The organism is Aquimarina sp. BL5, from assembly GCF_003443675.1.
Lineage (GTDB): Bacteria > Bacteroidota > Bacteroidia > Flavobacteriales > Flavobacteriaceae > Aquimarina.
Genome location: NZ_CP031963.1, coordinates 5,011,152 through 5,031,683, shown reverse-complemented (window position 1 = coordinate 5,031,683; position 20,532 = coordinate 5,011,152). Strand labels below are relative to the sequence as shown.

At 33.1% G+C, this 20,532-nt stretch carries 20 protein-coding genes and 1 other RNA gene; 15 read left to right on the top strand and 6 right to left on the bottom strand.

What is annotated here, in order from left to right:
• The first annotated feature begins 70 nt into the window (after nt 1-70).
• Nucleotides 71-468, top strand: a transfer-messenger RNA (tmRNA) gene (ssrA, locus tag D1818_RS21165).
• Between the two features lie 272 nt (nt 469-740).
• Here ssrA and D1818_RS21160 read toward each other — a convergent pair.
• Together D1818_RS21160 and D1818_RS21155 are read right to left on the bottom strand one after the other, a co-directional pair.
• Nucleotides 741-1,658, bottom strand: coding sequence for a LamG-like jellyroll fold domain-containing protein (locus tag D1818_RS21160; protein ID WP_162897294.1), 918 nt, complete (start codon nt 1,656-1,658; stop codon nt 741-743).
• A gap of 286 nt (nt 1,659-1,944) precedes the next feature.
• Nucleotides 1,945-2,301 (bottom strand): T9SS type A sorting domain-containing protein, encoded by a 357-nt coding sequence (locus D1818_RS21155; protein WP_118461562.1) that lies wholly within the window; start codon nt 2,299-2,301, stop codon nt 1,945-1,947.
• A gap of 754 nt (nt 2,302-3,055) precedes the next feature.
• Between D1818_RS21155 and D1818_RS21150 the strand changes: the two genes are divergently transcribed.
• The 4 genes from D1818_RS21150 (at nt 3,056) to D1818_RS21135 (ending at nt 9,099) form a co-directional block, all read left to right on the top strand.
• Complete coding sequence (locus D1818_RS21150) at nt 3,056-3,715, top strand: response regulator transcription factor (RefSeq protein ID WP_118461560.1); 660 nt, start codon at nt 3,056-3,058, stop codon at nt 3,713-3,715.
• A 145-nt stretch (nt 3,716-3,860) separates the two neighbouring features.
• Entirely contained in the window at nt 3,861-6,284 is a 2,424-nt protein-coding gene (locus D1818_RS21145; protein ID WP_118461558.1) for a peptidoglycan DD-metalloendopeptidase family protein, read from the top strand.
• 126 nt (nt 6,285-6,410) lie between these two features.
• Entirely contained in the window at nt 6,411-7,286 is an 876-nt protein-coding gene (locus D1818_RS21140; protein WP_118463987.1) for a PD40 domain-containing protein, read from the top strand.
• Nucleotides 7,287-7,290: 4 nt separating this feature from the next.
• The gene (locus tag D1818_RS21135) at nt 7,291-9,099 is read left to right on the top strand and encodes an N-acetylmuramoyl-L-alanine amidase (RefSeq protein WP_118461556.1); all 1,809 of its coding nucleotides are present in this window, start codon (nt 7,291-7,293) and stop codon (nt 9,097-9,099) included.
• Nucleotides 9,100-9,185: 86 nt separating this feature from the next.
• Here D1818_RS21135 and D1818_RS21130 read toward each other — a convergent pair whose 3' ends face one another.
• The 4 genes from D1818_RS21130 to D1818_RS21115 all read right to left on the bottom strand — a co-directional run bounded on the left by D1818_RS21130 (nt 9,186) and on the right by D1818_RS21115 (nt 11,235).
• Nucleotides 9,186-9,584: a rhodanese-like domain-containing protein gene (locus D1818_RS21130; protein WP_118461553.1), complete on the bottom strand. Its 399-nt coding sequence runs from the start codon at nt 9,582-9,584 to the stop codon at nt 9,186-9,188.
• 18 nt (nt 9,585-9,602) lie between these two features.
• Nucleotides 9,603-9,917: a rhodanese-like domain-containing protein gene (locus tag D1818_RS21125; protein ID WP_118461551.1), complete on the bottom strand. Its 315-nt coding sequence runs from the start codon at nt 9,915-9,917 to the stop codon at nt 9,603-9,605.
• A gap of 121 nt (nt 9,918-10,038) precedes the next feature.
• A complete protein-coding gene (locus tag D1818_RS21120) occupies nt 10,039-10,665 on the bottom strand; it encodes a thioredoxin family protein (protein ID WP_118461549.1) in 627 nt (208 codons plus the stop codon).
• Between the two features lie 51 nt (nt 10,666-10,716).
• Nucleotides 10,717-11,235 carry a TlpA disulfide reductase family protein gene (locus D1818_RS21115; RefSeq protein ID WP_118461547.1) on the bottom strand — a complete coding sequence of 173 codons (519 nt, stop codon included), beginning with the start codon at nt 11,233-11,235 and terminating at the stop codon, nt 10,717-10,719.
• Nucleotides 11,236-11,453: 218 nt separating this feature from the next.
• Here D1818_RS21115 and D1818_RS21110 point away from each other — a divergent pair, with 218 nt between their 5' ends.
• The 10 genes from D1818_RS21110 to trpA all read left to right on the top strand — a co-directional run bounded on the left by D1818_RS21110 (nt 11,454) and on the right by trpA (nt 20,485).
• On the top strand, nt 11,454-11,906 hold the full coding sequence (locus D1818_RS21110; RefSeq protein WP_118461545.1) for a MarR family winged helix-turn-helix transcriptional regulator: 453 nt from the start codon (nt 11,454-11,456) through the stop codon (nt 11,904-11,906).
• 40 nt (nt 11,907-11,946) lie between these two features.
• Complete coding sequence (locus D1818_RS21105; RefSeq protein ID WP_118461542.1) at nt 11,947-12,513, top strand: YceI family protein; 567 nt, start codon at nt 11,947-11,949, stop codon at nt 12,511-12,513.
• 230 nt (nt 12,514-12,743) lie between these two features.
• On the top strand, nt 12,744-14,141 hold the full coding sequence (locus D1818_RS21100) for an anthranilate synthase component I family protein (protein ID WP_118461540.1): 1,398 nt from the start codon (nt 12,744-12,746) through the stop codon (nt 14,139-14,141).
• 27 nt (nt 14,142-14,168) lie between these two features.
• The gene (locus tag D1818_RS21095) at nt 14,169-14,738 is read left to right on the top strand and encodes an aminodeoxychorismate/anthranilate synthase component II (protein ID WP_118461538.1); all 570 of its coding nucleotides are present in this window, start codon (nt 14,169-14,171) and stop codon (nt 14,736-14,738) included.
• 2 nt (nt 14,739-14,740) lie between these two features.
• Nucleotides 14,741-15,736, top strand: a complete 996-nt coding sequence (gene trpD, locus D1818_RS21090) for an anthranilate phosphoribosyltransferase (RefSeq protein WP_118461536.1) — start codon at nt 14,741-14,743, stop codon at nt 15,734-15,736.
• Nucleotides 15,737-15,823: 87 nt separating this feature from the next.
• On the top strand, nt 15,824-16,606 hold the full coding sequence (trpC, locus tag D1818_RS21085; protein WP_118463984.1) for an indole-3-glycerol phosphate synthase TrpC: 783 nt from the start codon (nt 15,824-15,826) through the stop codon (nt 16,604-16,606).
• A 5-nt stretch (nt 16,607-16,611) separates the two neighbouring features.
• The gene (locus D1818_RS21080; RefSeq protein WP_118461534.1) at nt 16,612-17,745 is read left to right on the top strand and encodes an SDR family oxidoreductase; all 1,134 of its coding nucleotides are present in this window, start codon (nt 16,612-16,614) and stop codon (nt 17,743-17,745) included.
• An 18-nt stretch (nt 17,746-17,763) separates the two neighbouring features.
• Nucleotides 17,764-18,417, top strand: coding sequence for a phosphoribosylanthranilate isomerase (locus tag D1818_RS21075; protein WP_233558593.1), 654 nt, complete (start codon nt 17,764-17,766; stop codon nt 18,415-18,417).
• A gap of 24 nt (nt 18,418-18,441) precedes the next feature.
• On the top strand, nt 18,442-19,626 hold the full coding sequence (trpB, locus tag D1818_RS21070; protein WP_118461530.1) for a tryptophan synthase subunit beta: 1,185 nt from the start codon (nt 18,442-18,444) through the stop codon (nt 19,624-19,626).
• A gap of 97 nt (nt 19,627-19,723) precedes the next feature.
• Nucleotides 19,724-20,485 carry a tryptophan synthase subunit alpha gene (gene trpA, locus D1818_RS21065; protein WP_118461528.1) on the top strand — a complete coding sequence of 254 codons (762 nt, stop codon included), beginning with the start codon at nt 19,724-19,726 and terminating at the stop codon, nt 20,483-20,485.
• Nucleotides 20,486-20,532: the final 47 nt, after the last annotated feature.

The window sequence follows — 20,532 nt, the reverse complement described above, 5'->3', positions numbered from 1 at the left end:
GAGTGAAGAGTTCAGTTTTTTATATGTTTTAATAATATAAATTTGCAATTCTTCATTCGTAATTAATACTGGGGTCGACTGGTTTTGACAGCGAGATTAATAGAGTGGTAAGCACGTCGAGCGCTGGGATATAGCTCGTAAATATCATATTTCACCTTTTTTAAACGGCGAGAATAACTACGCCCTAGCTGCATAATCTGAATTTTAGTAGGATAATGCCTCGGTCTACAAGGTAGACAAGCAGGATACTCTTCAAAAGCCTTGGTTTATGGCGTTTGGTTTTGAGTATCGTAAAAGTAAACCTAGAAACTATAGGATCTTGATATAGTTTTGAAATTAATTGAGAATAAGGGGTGCGTTGGCGGTTTTTGGCCGGCAATCCCACGAAAATCTAAACAAAAACTAAGCGTGTAGAAAGCTATTGTATTACTTGTTTGGACGAGGGTTCGAATCCCTCCGACTCCACTTTAATCCCGCCAATTAGCGGGATTTTTTTATCTAGAGGATTACGGCCAATTAATCAAACCTTTTTCTTCCCTAAATCATCATCTTTCCTATAACCCACTATTAAGCGAAATTAAAACAATTCCTAATATAAATAGAATTGACCCAGAAATAAACAAATAATATTGAATTGGCCAATGAATGCACCATTATGAATAGTATTCTGAAGAAAAACAAGAATATTCCAACTACTAAAGCAAAAGTTTTACTTACGGTCATTGGTTTACTAAACCTTCTTATTTTTTAATAAATAATTTATTTTGAAATTCATTGTTATCATATTTTATCGATATTATATAAGTACCTGTTTGTAAATCCGAAATTCTTAGATCACCTTTATTATCGTTTATGGAAAGTTCCTTTAATAGTATACCATTTATCGAACTAAAAGAAATACTCTTAACCAAACCACGAGATTCAAAATTTATGATATCTCCCGCCGGAGAAGGAAATAAGATAAAATCAGTATCTAGCCTCACCACATCTGTTATCCCAAGAGTAGAAGATTCATTAAAAAGCTCAGTAATTTCATTTTCTGATAAAACTCTGTTATAAATTCTTATATCATCTAAATCCCCATTAAAAAAGAATTTAGGATTCTGTTGGTCATTACTGGCTCCAATAAGAAGAGGTTCATTATCATATCCAATAGAAATATTAACTGATGATTCTTCTTCCAAAACGGAATTCACAAATATTTTTTGGGTATTATTATCATCATCAAAAACATACACAACATGGTCCCAATTTTGGGTATCAGGAATGAAACCAGAGGAAATAAACGGTCCGAAACCGGTTTGGTTACCTATAGTACCCCATATTTGACTATTTTGAAACCATACTTCGTATGAGTCTAAATCATTAGATACCAAATGTTTATCTAGTAAAAGTTGTAGACCACCGGAACTATCAAACCTACACCAAATAGAAATAGTAAAATTAACTGGTTGTATTGATGCATCATCGATTATGGAAATATAATCGTTGCCATCAAAATTATATGCACTATTAGAAACACCAAACCTATCATTGGTCAAAGTGGCTCCATTTACTGTACCATTATTAGTATTAGAACTTTCGTCACTTGCATTTCCATTAAAAGGAAAGTATGCCATTAGGCCATTATCTAGATCTACTTGCGCTTCAGTTCTCATTGTATATAAAACGGAACTAATGAACAATATAAAAAATAAGATCCGTTGATTAATAATTGTTTTAATTATCATATTTATTGATTTAATTAGTTACTTGTATTCTATTCTACATAGTCATCATAAAACAAAACAACCCCATATCCAATTATTCTGGACATGGGGTAGCCTTATTTGTTTCTAAAATAATAAATTTTATTAAAAAAATCTATTTTCTCCCTCAAATAAAATTCATATACAACTAAATAACAATCTATTAAACAAAAAAAACTTCCGAATTACAGTAAAATCATCTAATATCTACACCATCATTACCTTTATAGAATCTTTTGACCTTCATATGGTTACCAACGTGTACTTTGATTAGGTATAGTCCTTCATCCAGTAAAGCGAGATCAATCTCTCTATCGAGATGTAATTTTTTCTGAATTCTGATGAAGCCAGATTTATCAATAATCTTAATTAACATGGGTTCCTTTACATCGGATAATATAGTAATAGACTGTTCCGTAGATGTGGCATCGAGTTCAAAAGAAAATGTTTTATCGTTTGTAAAAGCTAATACATCAACTTCAGTGTAACCTAGATTGGAATACAAGGAAGTTAAACCAACAAAAAACAATATAATAAGTAATACTTTTTTCATAATTTCTATTTTACATTAAGATACTAACAAACAATATATTACGGTGTTAAAAGTTCCCCAAAAAGTACTAAAACTGTACGTTTTTAGAAAAGTTTATATATTGTTTATGGCTTTACGATCGTGTTTTTAGATATCGAATTTGTAAAGAAGTAAATACACTACTCCTCTTAAAAAAAGCATATATTCTCAAATAAATCATACACTAAACAAAACTATTTCACTTAAAAAAGTTTGATTTTAAGAATTATTAAATTAAAAATACAAGTATAAATACATTAAAACAATCTTGTAATCCCTTTTATCCGCATAAAAACATAAACACACAAAGTAAGTTAAACCCTACTTTATTATGGATGATGATTATAAATTATCACTATTAAAAACCTACTAAAACACTAGACCATTTGCTTTTCTTGAATGATTTGATATATACGTAACACATTATTAAACAATATTCTGATGATTTTATCTTCAGCTAAAAAAGACTACATCACATCGAAAAGCCCAAAACAAATATCAAGAGAAGAGAAATTAGATTTAACTTTATAAGGTTCACACATAAACTTAACACGAATGAAAAACTCAAACCACACCCAAGGCTTTTTCTACACAGTTTCTATCCCGATTTCTTTTTGGCAAAAACATCCGTCTCAGTAGCTTCATAATAGCAACGCAAAATTAAACCATCTCGACAATACATTCTACCGACCTAACCAAGATGATTGTTGATGTTTCATAACAAATCCCTAAAACTATGAAAGAATACAGTGTTGTTGTCGCTTATGATGACCCCTTAAAAAGATTAGGAATCAAAGCGATGTTAGAAGCTCCCAAAGACCTAAAGTTTACATTATATGATGATAGCAGTGATTTAGAAAATCTACGAAAAGTGATTGTAAATAATCAACCAGACTTTATTATAATTGATGCTACTTTAAATTCTAATGATTCTGGAATTGAATTAGCAAAATACACAAAGTTACACGCTACTAGAACTAAGATCGTTATTATGGCTTTTACCTTAGAAGAATGGTTAATCAAAGAACTTAAAGACTTAGAAATTAAATGGATTCTTTATAAAGCCGATACAGTAGAAAACATTATGAAATGTGCAGGAAGAGCATTCCAGAACGAACCCTATATCAGTAGAGTATTCAGAGAATCCTGGTGGAAAGAAAAGGCGAATCCAATTCTAGGGGTTTCAGATAAGTCATATGATCAATTATCTAAAACAGAGGTGAAAATACTTAACGAAGTGGCCTTAGGAAAAACCAATAAAGAAATAGCCTTTGATCTTTTTAAAAGTGAAAAAACTATAAAAAATCATCGGCAAAATATTTGCAAAAAACTACAAATTACAGGTAGCAATGCACTCTTTAAATATACAATGAAACTAAAAGACGTATATCATTGACCTGAAGGAGTAGTATTAAAAATGAGTACATGTGCCCATGTTTTTCATAAATAGAGTTTCTAATTTTCGAGTTTGAAAAGAATAATTCTAATAACCAATCAAACTTCTTAGGATTATAAAATGAACTACACACAAACTCATCATTATGAAAAACACTACACTAAAAGTTTTATTCGCTTTATTACTGTGCGTATCCTTCTCCAGTGCTCAGGAACTTATTATAAAAAAAGACGACAAATTATACACTCAGAATTTAAAAAATCAAAATACTACCTTATTAGATCAAAAAAAAGCTTCGTTGCAGATCACAACCGGCATTGATAATATCGTACAACAAGTCCAGAACATCTCAAATAAAGTAAGTACAACTCCTAATTTTGATTTTTTTCAAGGTCTGCAGAGTCCCTATGATTCAGATATATGGATTTACCTGGAAAGGGAACAAATCGGAGGTGCTTTCAACTTACAGAAAGTTAATCTAAAAAATAATAAGCAAACTACTTTACAAAGTAAAGCGAATGAAAACCGAAAAGATATCGTTCTAAAACCTATTGCTTGGACAAAAAATCCCAATCAAATTTTTGTAGAGGCCTTATACTTGGATGCAGCAGAAGAACATGAAGGGATTTTTATCTATGATTTACAAACGAAAAATATTCAGGAGCTTGTAATTCCATTTCAATATACTAAAACCCCGCTACTTTCACCTCAGCGTGATCGCTTTATATTTTCTGGATCCACTCAAAAAAAACTAGATCGATTACATGGTGTTTCAGATATTATTTATGAATATAAAATCGAAACGAAACAAAGTAAAACTATTATTGCTTCAGAAGGAAACCATATTCAGATCCTAGGTTGGAATAGTATTTCTACAATCAATAAAAACATATCCATTAACCAGAAATCCGCATTATCATACTATCTACCATGGGATTTTGGAAAAGAAAACTGTGTATCCAGACATGGAACTCCTGGCCCTACTGAATCGCATACTCCTGTCGGTCAATGCGGTTTTTTTACACCTGGCGGCCATCACGGATATAGTGCCATAGATTTTGCTACTACTCAGTCAAGAGATGATAATGTGCGCGCATCAGCCGCAGGAACCGTATCTTTTTCTGCCATTAGCGGAAGTCTATCTAGTGGTTATGGTAGACTAGTTATCATAAGACATAGCGATGGTACACGCACCTATTATGCACACAATAAAACCCTGTTAGTTAGCCAAGGGCAATCAGTGCAAAAAGGACAGGTAATTGCCTTAGAGGGCACAACAGGAGGATCTACTGGAGATCATATACATTTTGAGTGGAGGGCCGCAGGAGGAAACTCTCCTACTTCTGGATCTTTTGTAGACGCAGGACAACCAAGGCAAAATTACATTTATCGTTCTCAAAATACTTTTGGATCCCAGGCTGATACACAAGCTCCTACAACTTCTATTACTGCTATAGGCGGAAACACTCAGCCTGGAGACTTTACTGCTAACTTTTCTGACAATGATAATGTAGGAGTTACGCGTAAGTTCTATCAGGTATTAGAAAAGTATGGCAGTAATTGGTATGCTAATCGTGGTAATGGATTCTTCAATGACAATTTCAATATTTTTTATTCAGGATATGTAAAAGGTGCTGGTAATTGGGTGATTAATAACGGCCATCTCAGGCAGTCCAACACTTCTTCTGACAACACAAAACTAAACACTTTCTTATCTCAAAACTCCGGACTTCCTTATTTATATGAATTCTCTGCAAAAATACTATCTACTAATGGCCCACGAAAATTTGGGATTCATATCATGGCGGACAATCCCGATCAGAGTCAACGAGGAAACTCCTATCTGATATGGTTTAGTGGAGAGGATAACAAGGTAAGAGTATATGAAACTGTAAATAATCAGCTAAACTTCAGAGCTATTGATGATGTCTCTTTGGATAATAAATGGGCAAACTATAAGATTACATACAGTCCGGGTTTTGGAGTAATAGAGGTATTTAAGAATAATAAATCCATTCTTAAATGGACGGATTCTTCTACGATCAAAAATGGCAGCACCATTTCTCTTAGAACAAACAAAACAAGTATGGAATTTGACGATCTTAAAGTCTATAAATTCAGAGCTGATAACACAATGACAATCTCAGCAGGATCAGCTGTTACTAAGGATATTAGAAGAAGAAATGGAAAAATCAAGAGTTTAGTAAGGGATGCTGCTAGTAATTGGTCATCTCCTGGTAATCTGGATGTCACTATCAGTTCGCTTACGCGTCAAAATACAAACCTACAAGATGATACTTATGTAAATCATTCTGTAGAAATATATCCTAATCCAACAAATGGAAAAAACATCACGCTTAGTTATCAATCAACAGCAGGTTCCCATACAGCTATATCCATCATAGATATAACAGGTAGAACATTAAAATCATTCCGAGAGCATACTAAAGAATCTGAAAATCACACAATAGATCTCAGTAACTACTTCGCTGCAATTAAAAATGGCCAGTATTTTATTAAAGTGAGCAGTGATATTGGTTCTAAAACGATTCCAGTTATCAAAAATTAAGTTTGCAAATGTGTGTGTAAAAGGGTTCCAAGGTTTTTTGGTTAACAACTATGATAAGACAACTTATCGGAGCCCTTTTCCTTACAAATCAATATCAGAACATTAACATAAAAACACAAACATCATATGAAAACTACAAAACAAATAGTCTGCATACTCATATGCTTGCTAATTAATCAACTCGCACAGACTCAGATCATATCCAATAGTACTCCTATAACAGAAAATGGAGAATATAGCACACCAGTCTGGTCTCCTAAAGGAGATAAAATATTAATTACGAATCATCATAATAGTGAGTTATTGATCGTTGATCTCAAAAATAAAAATAAAATTCAATCAATAAAAAGTGGAGATGGAATTGGATATCTGGCTAATTGGTCTGATGATGGAAAAAAAATAATTTTTAGAGAAAAACCCTTGCAAGGATATTTTGCAGATGTAAAAGTAAAGAGCATCGATATCACAACCAAAAATGAAAAATTTGAAAATGATATTCATCCTGACAATACTAAATTTGAACCTAAAACAAAATCTGGAGAAAAACTTTCAGTATATATAAATCTGGAGACTACAAAACTCGAAGTTAAAAAAGGTACAAATGGAAAACCACAGACAATTACCAAAGAAGAAGGGCAGTTTTATCATCCATTAATATCACCAAATGGCAAGATGGTTGCAGTACACGAAGGAGCGTCTATATACATTTATGATCTTACTGGAAACGAGAACAGAAAATATGCAGGAAACGGATTAGTAACTGCGTGGCTTTCTGACAGCAGTGCTATAATTACATTTGAAGACAAAAGTAATGACGGACATACGATAACTTCTTCTGATTTATTCCTAACCTATATACAATCGCTTAAAAAAACACAGTTGACTTTTTCTGAAGACATCATTGAAATGTATGCCGATATTTCTCCTAATGGAAAGAAAATAGCCTATGCTGATGAAAAATCCGGGAAAATTTTTATTGCCGATTTTAACTTAAATAAATAAACACATGAAAACTATATATAATATTATCCCAATCTTAATGGTATCCTTCTTCTTCAATACTATAGATTGTATCGGACAGGTAATAGTAGTCGATCCAGGACATGGATATGCTGCCGACGGAAGTAATCCAGACGGACGAACGGATACTGAACACGCTACAGCATTGTCAGTAGGATTAAAACTTCGCGATAAAATAGAGAGTAGCTGTAATGGATGGAGTGTGCGATTAACGAGAACAATTCGTAATAGTAATCCAAGTCTTGCTCAAAGACGTGCGTTATCTAACAGTCTTAGAGCAGATCGTTTTATCAGTATTCATTGTAATGCTGGTGGAGGCACAGGAACCGAAACCTTTTGGTGTAACCGCAGTAATTCTCGTGATGCAGATAACAGTAGATTCTCTAGGGAGATTCAGAACAGAATGGTCGAAAAAGGACAATGGAGAGATCGAAGATCAGTAGAAGATGCTTCGTTTATATTTCACTTAGGAGTATTAGTTAGCAATAATGCAATTGGTGTACTAAATGAAATTGGTTTTGTAGATACTTCGGATGCCAATAAACTACTCAATGATACCTGGAGAAATCGTTTTACTGATGCTTATTTAGTTGCACTCGAAAATGATTTAAATACTACTTGCTCAGGAGGAGGAAACTCTGGAGATACAGTTGCTCCAACTACTGCTATTTCTGCCACAGGAGGAAATACACAATCAGGGGATTTTACAGCTAATTTTAATGACAATGACAATGTAGGAGTCACTCGAAGATTTTATCAGGCACTAGAAAAGTACGGTAATAACTGGTATGCCAATAGAGGTAATGGATTCTTTAACGACAACTTTAATGTTTTCTACTCTGGGTATACTCAAGGTGCAGGCAATTGGTCCATTAATGACGGACACCTGCGTCAGACTAATACCTCATCAGATAATACTAAATTGAATACCTTTTTGTCTCAGAACTCTGGTTTACCGTACTTATATGAATTTTCGGCCAAAACAATTTCTACTACAGGCCCTCGAAAGTTTGGCATCCATATTATGTCGGATGATGTGACACAGAGTCAAAGAGGTAATTCCTATTTAATCTGGTTTAGTGGAGAAGACAACAAATTAAGAATTTATGAAACCGTAAATAATGTTTTAAACTTTAGAGCTATTACAGATGTTTCTTTAGATAACCAATGGGCTAATTATAAAATTACCTATAGTCCTGCTTTTGGAGTGTTAGAAATTTTTAGAAATAATGCTTCTTTACTGAGATGGACCGACACATCTCCTATTAAAAATGGAAGCTCAATTTCTTTAAGAACTAACAAAACCAGTATAGAATTCGACGATCTTAAAGTATATAAATTTAGGGCGAACCAGACTCAATCCATTACAGCAGGATCTGCCGTTACAAAAGATATTAGAAGACAGAATGGGAAAATTAAAAGTTTGGTTAGGGATGCAGCTGGTAATTGGTCTACACCAGGAAATCTGGACATAACCATCAGTTCTCTTTCCAGACAAAATCCTAATCTTGTTGATGACACAAAACTTAAGAATAACACCCCAATCATTTATCCAAATCCAACAACAGGCGAACCTCTTACACTTACTTATAATGCAACTTCTAATCAGCAGACAGAGATTTCGATCTGGGATATTACCGGTAAACTATTAAATACAATGAATGATAAACCTTCAGAAAACAATCAAAGAAATTTAGATATTAGTGGCTTATTAGAAAATGTAACCTCCGGAAATTATATAATAAAAGTGAAAAATGGTAAAAACATATTTTACTCAAGAATATTGAAACAATAGATAGGTGTTAAATTCTATATACAATAAAACCGACTATCTTTTAGTCGGTTTTATTGTATATGTTATATGCAGGAGCTTTGTGAAAACTATTTAACCAAAGTCTTCCCTTTATATTTCCATTCTGTAATCCCGCCATCCAGATCATATATTTTGGTAAACCCTGCTTTTTGCATATAAGCAGAACACTTACCGCTTCTTCCTCCACGACCACAATACACGGCTACAGGTTTTGATTTATCTACTTCAGAAATCAAAGTTTCAAAGTTCTCATCACTAAAGTCTATATTAATCGCACCTTCAATATGTCCTTCGGCATATTCTTGTGGCGTGCGAACATCTACTAATTGAACTTTTTCCATTTCCAGTAAAGAGTCCATTTCTTCTACCGTAATAAGTTCTACAGCAATATCTTTAGTATTATTATCTTTACAATTAAACAATAGAATTGAAAGAAAAATTACAGTTAGTATCGTTTTACTTTTCATAAGTATTATTAGATAATATTATTCGGCAACTTCGCCATCCCAATTCATAAATCCACCGATTAAATTATACGTAGTTTCGAAACCCATCTGATTCATTAAAGTACAGGCTTGTGCGCTACGAGCTCCCGAACGACAATATACATAATAGTTTTTGGACTTATCTAGCTTCTCTACCTCATCGAGAAACCCCTGCCCCATACGTATATCAAGATTAAGCATATTTGGTATAAAACCATCTTCTACTTCCTCTTCTGTTCTTACATCCAGAATTATCGCATTATCGTCTTTAGAGATAAGATCTTCCCACTGATCTTGAGTTATATCTTCGGCCATTTTATATTTTCTTTTTTTTAATTGAACTTTTATCCATACAATTCCCTACAAATATAAGAGTACTAAATGAAATGTACGAAACCATACATTCATTTATCCAAAAATATAATATTAGATTCACTTATGCTTTTATACTACAACCAATAGCCTTTGTAGTTTCAACAGGAACTTTTTCTCCTTTGAGTAGTGCATTAACTGCATCTTCTACATATTTTTGATCAGCTGACGATGCATCTTTGTAATTATTATCAATTGCTCCAATATAGCGAACGACATTACCGTTTGCAGTCTTTTCCAGAATATATACATGCGGAGTTTTTGTAGCACCATATTGCGGATAAATCTTTTGTTCATCATCAAATAAATAAGGAAATGTAAATCCTTTCTCCTTAGCTCTAACCTTCATATTATCAAAACTATCCGTAGGATATGCTTTAGGATTATTAGGATTAATTGCAATTACGGGATAGCCTTTTGATTTAAAATTTTTATCTAATTCAATAATTCTATCTTCATAAGCCACAGAATATGGACAATGGTTGCAGGTAAAAATGACAATAAAACCTTTAGCATCTTTATAATCCGTTAAGGAAACCATGGTATCATCAATATTCTTAAGTTTAAAATTTGTTGCAGTATCTCCTATACTATATCCTGCATCAGTCTTAGATACCTTAACTTTATCAATCGCAAATGCGCTTATGGCAAGTACTAAAACAACCGCTACTAAAATCTTTAAAGTTTTCATTTGTTTGTTCTATTAAATTTTACTCATTAAGATCGGAAACTCTTCCTAATATTATAACATCTTTTTCAGTTCTCTTTCCAGCTCGTCATATGTAAAAGATCGTTCATAAAAATTTGAAGTATTTCCTTTATATATAATAGTTGCAGGAATAGAACCTGACCAATTTTCATTTACTTTAGGAATCCAGCTATTAGCATCTGGATCATCTAATAGTACAATTTTACTTTGTATCCGCTGTTTTCTAACAAAAGGGATCAGTTTAGATTCTACTTGATTAGGAAGATCTAAACTTACCAAAACTACTTCGACTTCATTATCCGGATACCTGCTATTAATCAATTCGAAATAAGGTAATTCAGCAACACAAGGTTTACACCAAGTAGCCCAGAAATTAATAATCCGAGTTTTTCCATCATTAATACTCAGCAAATACTCAAAATTTTTAAAATCGTACACCGGTATTTCCACACCTTTACCAGAAAACACATTAGAAGCCTCTATAGCTACCTTCTGTTCTCCCTTACAGTTAACCAACAATATGGTCAATCCTATATATATCCACTTCTGCATTATACTAATGTATTAAAACGTGTCATTACCAAAAAGGAAATTAACAAGGTTTATGTAATTCATAAAGAGAATTTTAGGATTTTGGCTTTTTTTTAATCGAACAATAATAATATTTAACAATAGTAATCCTGAGAACTTTAACAAAGAATTAGTATCTATTTATAGTTTAGTAAACATCTTACAACATATATTTGTATATACAAATATTGTATAGACAAATGAATATCGAAGATATTATAAAAACTAAAAAAGAGCTTCCACTTTCCAGAAAAGCGATTGTAAACCTATTATATACCGAGAACTGGATAAGTGATCATATAAATTCTGAACTTAAGGTTTATGACATCTCTATTCAACAATTTAATGTACTTAGAATTCTGAAAGGTCAAGAAGGTAAACCTGCTAATCTATCTACCATACAAGAAAGAATGGTAAGCAAAATGAGTAACACCACAAGGCTAGTAGATAAACTTATTAAAAAGGATCTAGTAAAAAGAGTTATCTGCGAATCCAATCGAAGAAAAGTAGAAATTACAATCACGGAACAAGGTTATAAGTTCTTAGAAGAAGTAAGTCCAGCCATGAATAATTTCGAAAAGAAGATAACATCTAATCTTTCACAAGAAGAACTAATTATACTAAACAATCTATTAAATAAACTTAGAAATTAATTAACTAACACAATTATATAATCATTAAATTTTAAAAATCATGAAAACTAAACTTAAATCATTATTATTAGCATTCACCCTAATAGCAACTGCATCCATCTATGCACAACAAAAACAAATCAACGCTGCGGAAAGCTCTATTAACTGGACTGGTAAAAAAGTTACAGGCCAACATACAGGAACACTTAATTTCTCTAGCGGATTCTTAACCTTCCAAGACGGCGCTTTAAGCGGAGGAGAATTTGTAGTAGACATGACTTCTCTTACAGTTACGGATCTAGAAGCAGGAAAAGGAAAAGAAAAGTTAGAAGGACACCTTACCTCGGATGATTTCTTTGGTATTAAAGACCATAAAAATGCCAAACTAGTAATTAAAGAGGCTTCAAAAATGGATGGAGGTTATAAAATTAAAGGAGACCTAACCATTAAAGGAAAAACACATCCGATCACTTTTGACCTTGCAGTAAATGGAGATACCGCCTCGACTACACTAAGCGTAGACAGAACTAAATATGATATCAAATACGGATCTGGTAGTTTCTTCGATAATTTAGGAGATAAAACCATTTCTGATGAGTTTGAATTAGCAGTTAACTTAAAAATGTAATTTTTTGTTTTTTGAATTATAATAAATTTATATCTTTGACTCAAGAAATTAGAAAATGAATTTAATCTTAACAAATACTTGGTGGTGGTCATCTTATAACGAAAACGTCGTGAGATAGCTCCTGTCATATAGTTAAGTAAACATATCAAAGGCTTGTCAAATCACGACAAGCCTTTTTTTTGTTCGTATAAATAAAGGGGTTTTATAAATTATTAATATTAAAATATAACATGAGTTATACATTAACGACACATTTCAAACAAATTCTCGCAGATACTATCACTCCGGTAAGCGTGTATCTAAAAATAAGAGATCGTTTTCCTAATAGTTTGTTATTAGAAAATAATGATTATAGAGGTAGTGAGAACAGCTTTTCGTATATCTGTTGTAACCCTATTGCTACAATTAAAATTGAAAACGAAATTATTTATGAATCTTTTCCTGATAAAACGAACAAAAAAACTCCGATAACTAAGGATACTAATATCCCTCAAATTATCGAACAATTTGGGCAGAAATTTAAAACATCCAAAAGTGACTTTAAGTTTATAAACAATGGTTTATTTGGATATATCTCTTATGATGCTGTGAGATATTTTGAAGATATTGATATCACTAAAAAAGAAAGAGGTCTAAATATCCCCGACATGCAGTATACTGTTTATCAAAACATTATTGCAATTAGCAACTTCACAAACGAAGCTTGTATTTTTGCACACTGTTATGAGTCAGACAGTAATATTGATGAAATAGAATCTTTGTTAAAAGTTAAAAACTTTGCGTCATACAACTTTACTACTATAGATGAAACCACCTCTAACTTGGATGATGAGCAATATAAAGCACACGTCGCCCTAGCTAAAAAACATTGTCTACGCGGAGATGTTTTTCAACTAGTTTTATCCAAACGTTTTTCTCAGAAATTTAAAGGAGATGAATTCAATGTGTATAGAGCATTAAGAAGTATCAACCCGTCTCCTTACCTATTTTATTTTGACTATGGCGATTTTAAAATATTCGGTAGTTCACCAGAAGCCCAATTGGTAGTCAAGGATGAAATAGCTGAAATCCATCCAATCGCAGGAACTTTTAAACGAACAGGAAATGATGAGCAAGATGCAGAACTAGCTAAAAAATTATCCAAGGATGAAAAAGAGAATGCAGAACATGTGATGCTGGTAGATCTTGCTCGTAACGATTTAAGCCGTAATGGAAGTGAAGTTACTGTAGACACATATAGAGAAGTACAGTTCTACTCACATGTGATTCACTTAGTAAGTAAAGTAACTGGTAAAAAGCATAAGGATACGACAACGATGCAGGTAGTTGCAGACACATTTCCTGCAGGAACACTAAGTGGCGCCCCAAAACATATGGCAATGCGGCTTATAGAAAAATATGAAACCGTAAATCGTGACTTCTATGGTGGTGCAATTGGTTTTATGGATTTCTCCGGAAATTTTAATCACGCCATTATGATCAGAACATTTTTAAGTAAAAACCATCAACTACATTGGCAAGCAGGAGCTGGATTAGTTAACGAATCCAATGAAGAAAACGAATTACAAGAAGTATATAATAAACTAGGAGCATTAACCAAAGCATTAAAACTAGCTGAAGAAATATAAGGAGCTGATAAACTCCTGAACAATGAGATGAAAAAAGTATTAGTAATTGACAACTACGATTCATTTGTCTACAATCTAGTTCATTATTTAGAAGATCTAGGTTGCGAAGTAATCGTAAAACGTAATGACCAACTAACATTAGAGGAAGTAGCTTCTTTCGAAAAAATATTACTTTCACCGGGACCTGGAATTCCTGATGAAGCCGGGCTCCTAAAAGACATAATCAAAACCTATGCAGATACCAAAAGTATATTTGGAGTCTGTCTTGGCCAACAAGCTATTGGTGAAGTATTTGGCGGAAGCCTTATTAATCTGGATGAAGTCTATCACGGTGTTGCAACCGAAGTAAAACTCACCGTATCAGACGAAGTTCTTTTTAAAGGACTTAATGAAACTTTTGATGTGGGTCGATACCATTCATGGGTAGTAGCAGATACTAATTTACCTTCTTGTCTGGAAGCAACCTCTTTTGATGAAAACGGACAAATTATGTCTATACGACATAAAGAGTTTGATGTTAGAGGTGTGCAATTTCATCCCGAATCTGTACTTACTCCTGATGGAAAAAAAATGTTAGAAAATTGGATAAATAATTAATCATGAAGAATTTATTAAACAGATTAATCAATCACGAAACCATCTCTAAAGAAGAAGCCAAAGGTGTTTTAGTAAATATTTCTAAAGGAGCTTATAACCAAAGTCAGATTGCCTCTTTTCTAACTGTTTATATGATGCGTAGTATTACGGTAGACGAATTAGAAGGATTTAGAGATGCATTATTAGAGCTTTGCATTGCAGTAGATCTTAGTGAATACAATCCTATTGACCTTTGTGGTACCGGAGGAGATGGAAAAGATACTTTTAATATTTCTACACTTTCATCTTTTGTCTCTGCAGGTGCTGGTATTAAAGTAACCAAGCACGGAAATTATGGAGTTTCTTCGAAATGTGGTAGTTCTAACGTAATGGAACATTTAGGTATTAAATTCAGTAATGATAAAGATTTCCTAAAACGAAGTATTGACGAAGCAGGAATTTGTGTGCTGCACGCTCCCCTATTCCATCCGGCTATGAAAAATGTAGCCCCAATACGAAGAGAATTAGGAGTAAAAACATTTTTTAACATGCTTGGACCGATGGTGAATCCTGCATTTCCAAAAAATCAAATTGTAGGTGTTTTTAACTTAGAATTAGCCAGAATGTATGGCTATTTATATCAGAATACTGATAAAAACTTTACCATCATTCATGCCTTAGATGGATATGATGAAATATCACTTACAGGAAGTACAAAGACCATATCTAATCATACGGAAGGAATACTAACTCCACAGGATTTTGGTGTAAATGCTCTAAAAATGGAAGAAATAGTAGGTGGAGATTCTATCTCAGCATCTGCATCAATTTTTATGGATATATTAAATGGAAAAGGTACTGAAGCGCAAAACAATGTAGTTTGTGCTAATGCAGGTATGGCCATTGCTACTGTAGAAGGATTAGAACCCATACAAGGATTCGAAAAAGCCAAAGAATCATTGCTTTCTGGAAAAGGATTAGAAGCGCTTAAAAAAGTACAGGAGTTAAGTAAGAATTAAACATTAAACTGGCATTCCAATGCAGACTGGAATCCAAAAGAATATTAACTATTAAAAAGATCCTGAAACAAGTTCAGGATGACATATATGAACATACTAGATAAAATAGTAGCAGACAAATACAAAGAAGTTGAACTTAGGAAGGGCTTGATACCTATCCATCAACTAGAAAACTCGGTATTATTTGATCGAAAAAGAAATTCTTTGGCAGACGCTTTACGTAATAGTAACACAGGAATCATTGCCGAACATAAACGAAGATCACCTTCTAAATCAGTAATCAATCAAAAAGTAAGTGTGCAAGACGTAACCATTGGTTATCAAGAAGCTGGAGCTTGTGGAATGTCTGTATTAACGGATGGAAAATATTTTGGAGGTTCTCTAGATGATTTAGTACTTGCTCGTGCTTCTGCAACCATGCCTTTACTGAGAAAAGAATTTATAATTGACGAATATCAATTATTAGAAGCTAAGGCATATGGCGCCGATGTTATTTTGTTAATAGCGGCCGTATTGTCTAGAGATGAGATTAAATCATTATCAGAATTTGCTAAAAGTATCTCTTTAGATGTATTATTAGAAGTACATAACTTGGAAGAGCTAGAGAAATCAATAATGCCTTCTCTAGATATGTTAGGAGTTAATAATCGTAATCTTAAAACTTTTGATGTCAGTACCGATGTAAGTAAAGAATTAAGCAAACATATACCGGATGACTTTGTAAAAGTTTCGGAAAGTGGCATCAGTAGTATTGAAGCTATAAAAGATCTGCAACAATATGACTATCAAGGTTTTTTAATTGGAGAAAACTTCATGAAAACGGAAAACCCAGGGGCTAGTGCCATAGAATTTATTCAAAAATTAAATTAGAAAACATGAATACAATATTAGTAACCGGAGTTACAGGAAATATAGGATCACATGTACTGTTTGAACTCTTATTTGATTTGTATTCTAAAAACGAAAAAGCACAAATTTATGTTTTGATCAGAAAACAAAAAAACATTTCTGCCAAACAACGTTTGTGGAGTGAGGTTTTCACTGAACAACTTATTCCGGAAAAGATAGTACCTTTTTATAAAGAATATGTAAAGGAATATGTAAAAATAATCGAAGGAGAAATACATAATTTCACTATTCCTAAAGAAGCTGGAAATAGCCTAATCGTATATCATTTAGCAGCCTCGGTAAATCTAAGTAATACAGAAAAGGCTAGAAATGAAATTGCAAATATAAATTATAATAACACACAAGCTTTTTTTGAAGCTATTAAACTTAGAACCAAAAAATTGGTTTTTGTAAGTACCGCTTTCTCTAGAGGAGAAATAGCTGGTAAGATTACCGATGACTATCATTCTGTTGTCAATTTTGATTTTAGAAACTTTTACGAAGCCTATAAAATGAAAGTTGAAAAATTAATCCTAGAAATTGCAAAGGAAAACAATTTCAGTTGCACCATTGCCAGACCTAGCGTAGTATCCGGCAGACTTATCGATATGCCAAAATACGTAAGCAGTAGATATATCGTTTTTTATTCTATTGGTGAATTCTTTAAAAAAATGAAGGAGACTTATCCAGAAATGGGAAAAATAAGAATGGCGCTAAATATGGAAGGTGGACTTAATATTGTTCCTGTCGATTATGTAGCCAAAGGAATTATAAAAGCAAGTGACAGTACAGAAGAACAACTAAATATTACGTTAACAAAAAACGTTCCTACACGATACATCATCCATAGCATTTTAAATAAATGCGGCGTAGAAATGGAATTAGTGCCTGATGAACCAGAGAACAAGACAACGATGGAAAAAATATTTTACAAAACTATTGGATCTCAATTACTAAAATATTCGACCTCAAAAAAACATCATTTTGAATCTAAATTAATTCGAAAGTTACTTTGTGATATCGAAGAACCTGATATGGAAGCGCATTTTAAAAAAGTATATGACTTTGCGCACGATATTAATTTTAACAATGCTAATATTACATTAGAACCAAATCTTTAACATTAAAAAGATAAAAACATGAAACTGAAGGTGTGCGGGATGAAATATCGAGAAAACATTGAAACTGTAGCTGGATTACAACCAGACTACCTTGGTTTTATTTTCTATGAAAAATCTCCAAGAAACTTTAATCAAGATATTCCTGAACTACCAGAAACTATTAAAAAAACAGGAGTTTTTGTAGATGCATCTATTGATTTTATTTTAGAAAAAGTTGAAAAATACAATTTTAAGGCAATTCAATTACACGGAAATGAATCTGCAGAATATTGTAAAGAGTTAGCTAATACAATAAATAGATCTGACGAGTCTGGAAGAAATAAAATCGAGATATTCAAAGTGTTTTCTATCAAAGATGAATTTGACTTTGAGATACTCAATCCATATGAAGGCATTGTAGATTACTTCCTTTTTGATACAAAAGGAAAAGAAAAAGGAGGAAATGGATACACCTTTGATTGGAATGTATTAAAAAACTATAATTCTACTACGCCATTTATTTTAAGCGGCGGAATTGGATTGCAAGAAATTGAAAAAATAAAAGCGATCTTAAAAACAGATTTACCGATATATGCTGTTGATGTCAATAGCAAATTGGAAATTAAACCTGGATTAAAAAATATACGTGATTTAGAAGAATTTAAAAATAAAATAGCTGTTATCCCAGCCTAAGCTGGAATCTAAAAAAATTGCAATATGAGTTATCAAGTAAACGAAAAAGGATATTACGGAGATTTTGGCGGAGCCTATATTCCTGAAATGTTATATCCTAATGTAGAAGAGTTAAGATCTACATATCTAGATATCATGAACGAACCTTCGTTTAAAGAAGAATTTGATCAATTACTAAAAGATTACGTAGGGCGCCCTTCTCCATTATACTATGCAAAACGTCTTTCGGAAAAACACAACACCAAAGTATATCTAAAACGAGAAGACCTTAATCATACAGGAGCGCACAAAATAAACAATACTATTGGGCAAATTCTAGTAGCTAAAAAACTAGGTAAAAACAGAATCATTGCAGAAACTGGAGCGGGACAACACGGAGTTGCTACCGCAACCGTTTGTGCTCTAATGGGAATTGAGTGTATCGTATACATGGGAGAGATCGACATAAAACGTCAAGCTCCTAATGTGGCGCGCATGAAAATGCTTGGTGCAGAAGTAAGACCAGCTAAATCCGGAAGTAAAACCCTAAAAGATGCTACTAATGAAGCAATCAGAGATTGGATCAACAATCCTGTAGACACACATTACATTATAGGCTCTGCTATCGGACCTCATCCATATCCGGATATGGTGACTAGATTTCAATCTATCATTTCTGAAGAAATCAAGTGGCAATTAAAAGAAAAAGAAGGACGAGAAAACCCTGATTACGTAGTAGCTTGTATTGGTGGAGGGAGTAATGCAGCGGGAACTTATTATCATTTTTTAGATGAACCAAGTGTAGGAATAATTGCAGTAGAAGCAGCTGGAAAAGGTGTAAATAGTGGAGAAAGTGCTGCTACATCTCAATTGGGTAAAGAAGGAATCATTCACGGATGCAAAACCCTTTTGATGCAGACACTTGATGGGCAAATTACAGAACCGTATTCGATCTCTGCAGGATTAGATTATCCCGGTGTAGGTCCGCTACATTCGCATTTATATAAAACAGGTCGAGGGGAGTTCTATTCGGTAACGGATGATGATGCCATGACCGCAGGATTAGAATTGTCACAGCTAGAAGGTATTATTCCTGCTATAGAAACCTCGCATGCTTTGGCAATATTTAATGACAAACAGTTTAAACCTGATGACATTGTAGTAATCAGTCTTTCTGGACGAGGAGACAAAGACCTTAACACATATATTGATTATTTTAAATTGAAGTAAAGTAATGAGTAAAGAGTACAAAGTATTAAGAATATTATATCCTGTACTCTTTACTCATTATTTAATACTCATTACTTAATACTTAGTACTATAAAAAATGAACAGAATTAACCAAAAACTAGCAGAAGACAAAAAACTGCTTTCTATATATTTTACGGCTGGATATCCATCATTTAATGACACCAAAAAAATCATTCAAGATCTTGAGGAAAGTGGCGCAGATATGATAGAAATCGGATTGCCATTTAGTGATCCATTGGCCGATGGCCCGACTATACAAGAAAGTTCTACAGCTGCTCTAAAAAATGGAATGACCACCAAATTATTATTTGAACAACTTGCAGATATTCGTCAGTCGGTAAATATTCCTCTAATTATTATGGGATACTTTAACCCAATGATGCAATATGGTGTCGAAGCTTTCTGTGCTAAATGCCAAGAAATTGGTATTGATGGATTGATAATACCTGATTTACCAGTTGCAGAATATCACGAACAGTATCAAGAAATTTTTGAAAAATATGGATTGATCAACGTATTTTTGATCACACCGCAAACCTCTGAAGAGCGTATTCGTTTTATTGACAGTGTTTCTAATGGGTTTATATACATGGTTAGTTCTGCAAGTGTTACAGGATCAACATCCGGTTTTGGAAACACTCAAGAAGCTTATTTTGAACGAATTGCGAACATGAACTTAAAAGCTTCGCAGATTGTAGGATTTGGTATTAGTGATAATGAAACATTTACGCAAGCCACAAAAACTGCAAAAGGTGCAATTATTGGATCAGCTTTTATCAAACATCTAACTCAACAAGGAGTGGAAAGTATTGATGGTTTTATAAAAGGAATTCGATAGAGGTAAATTTATTAATAAAAAAACCGGAAGTAGATTCTTCCGGTTTA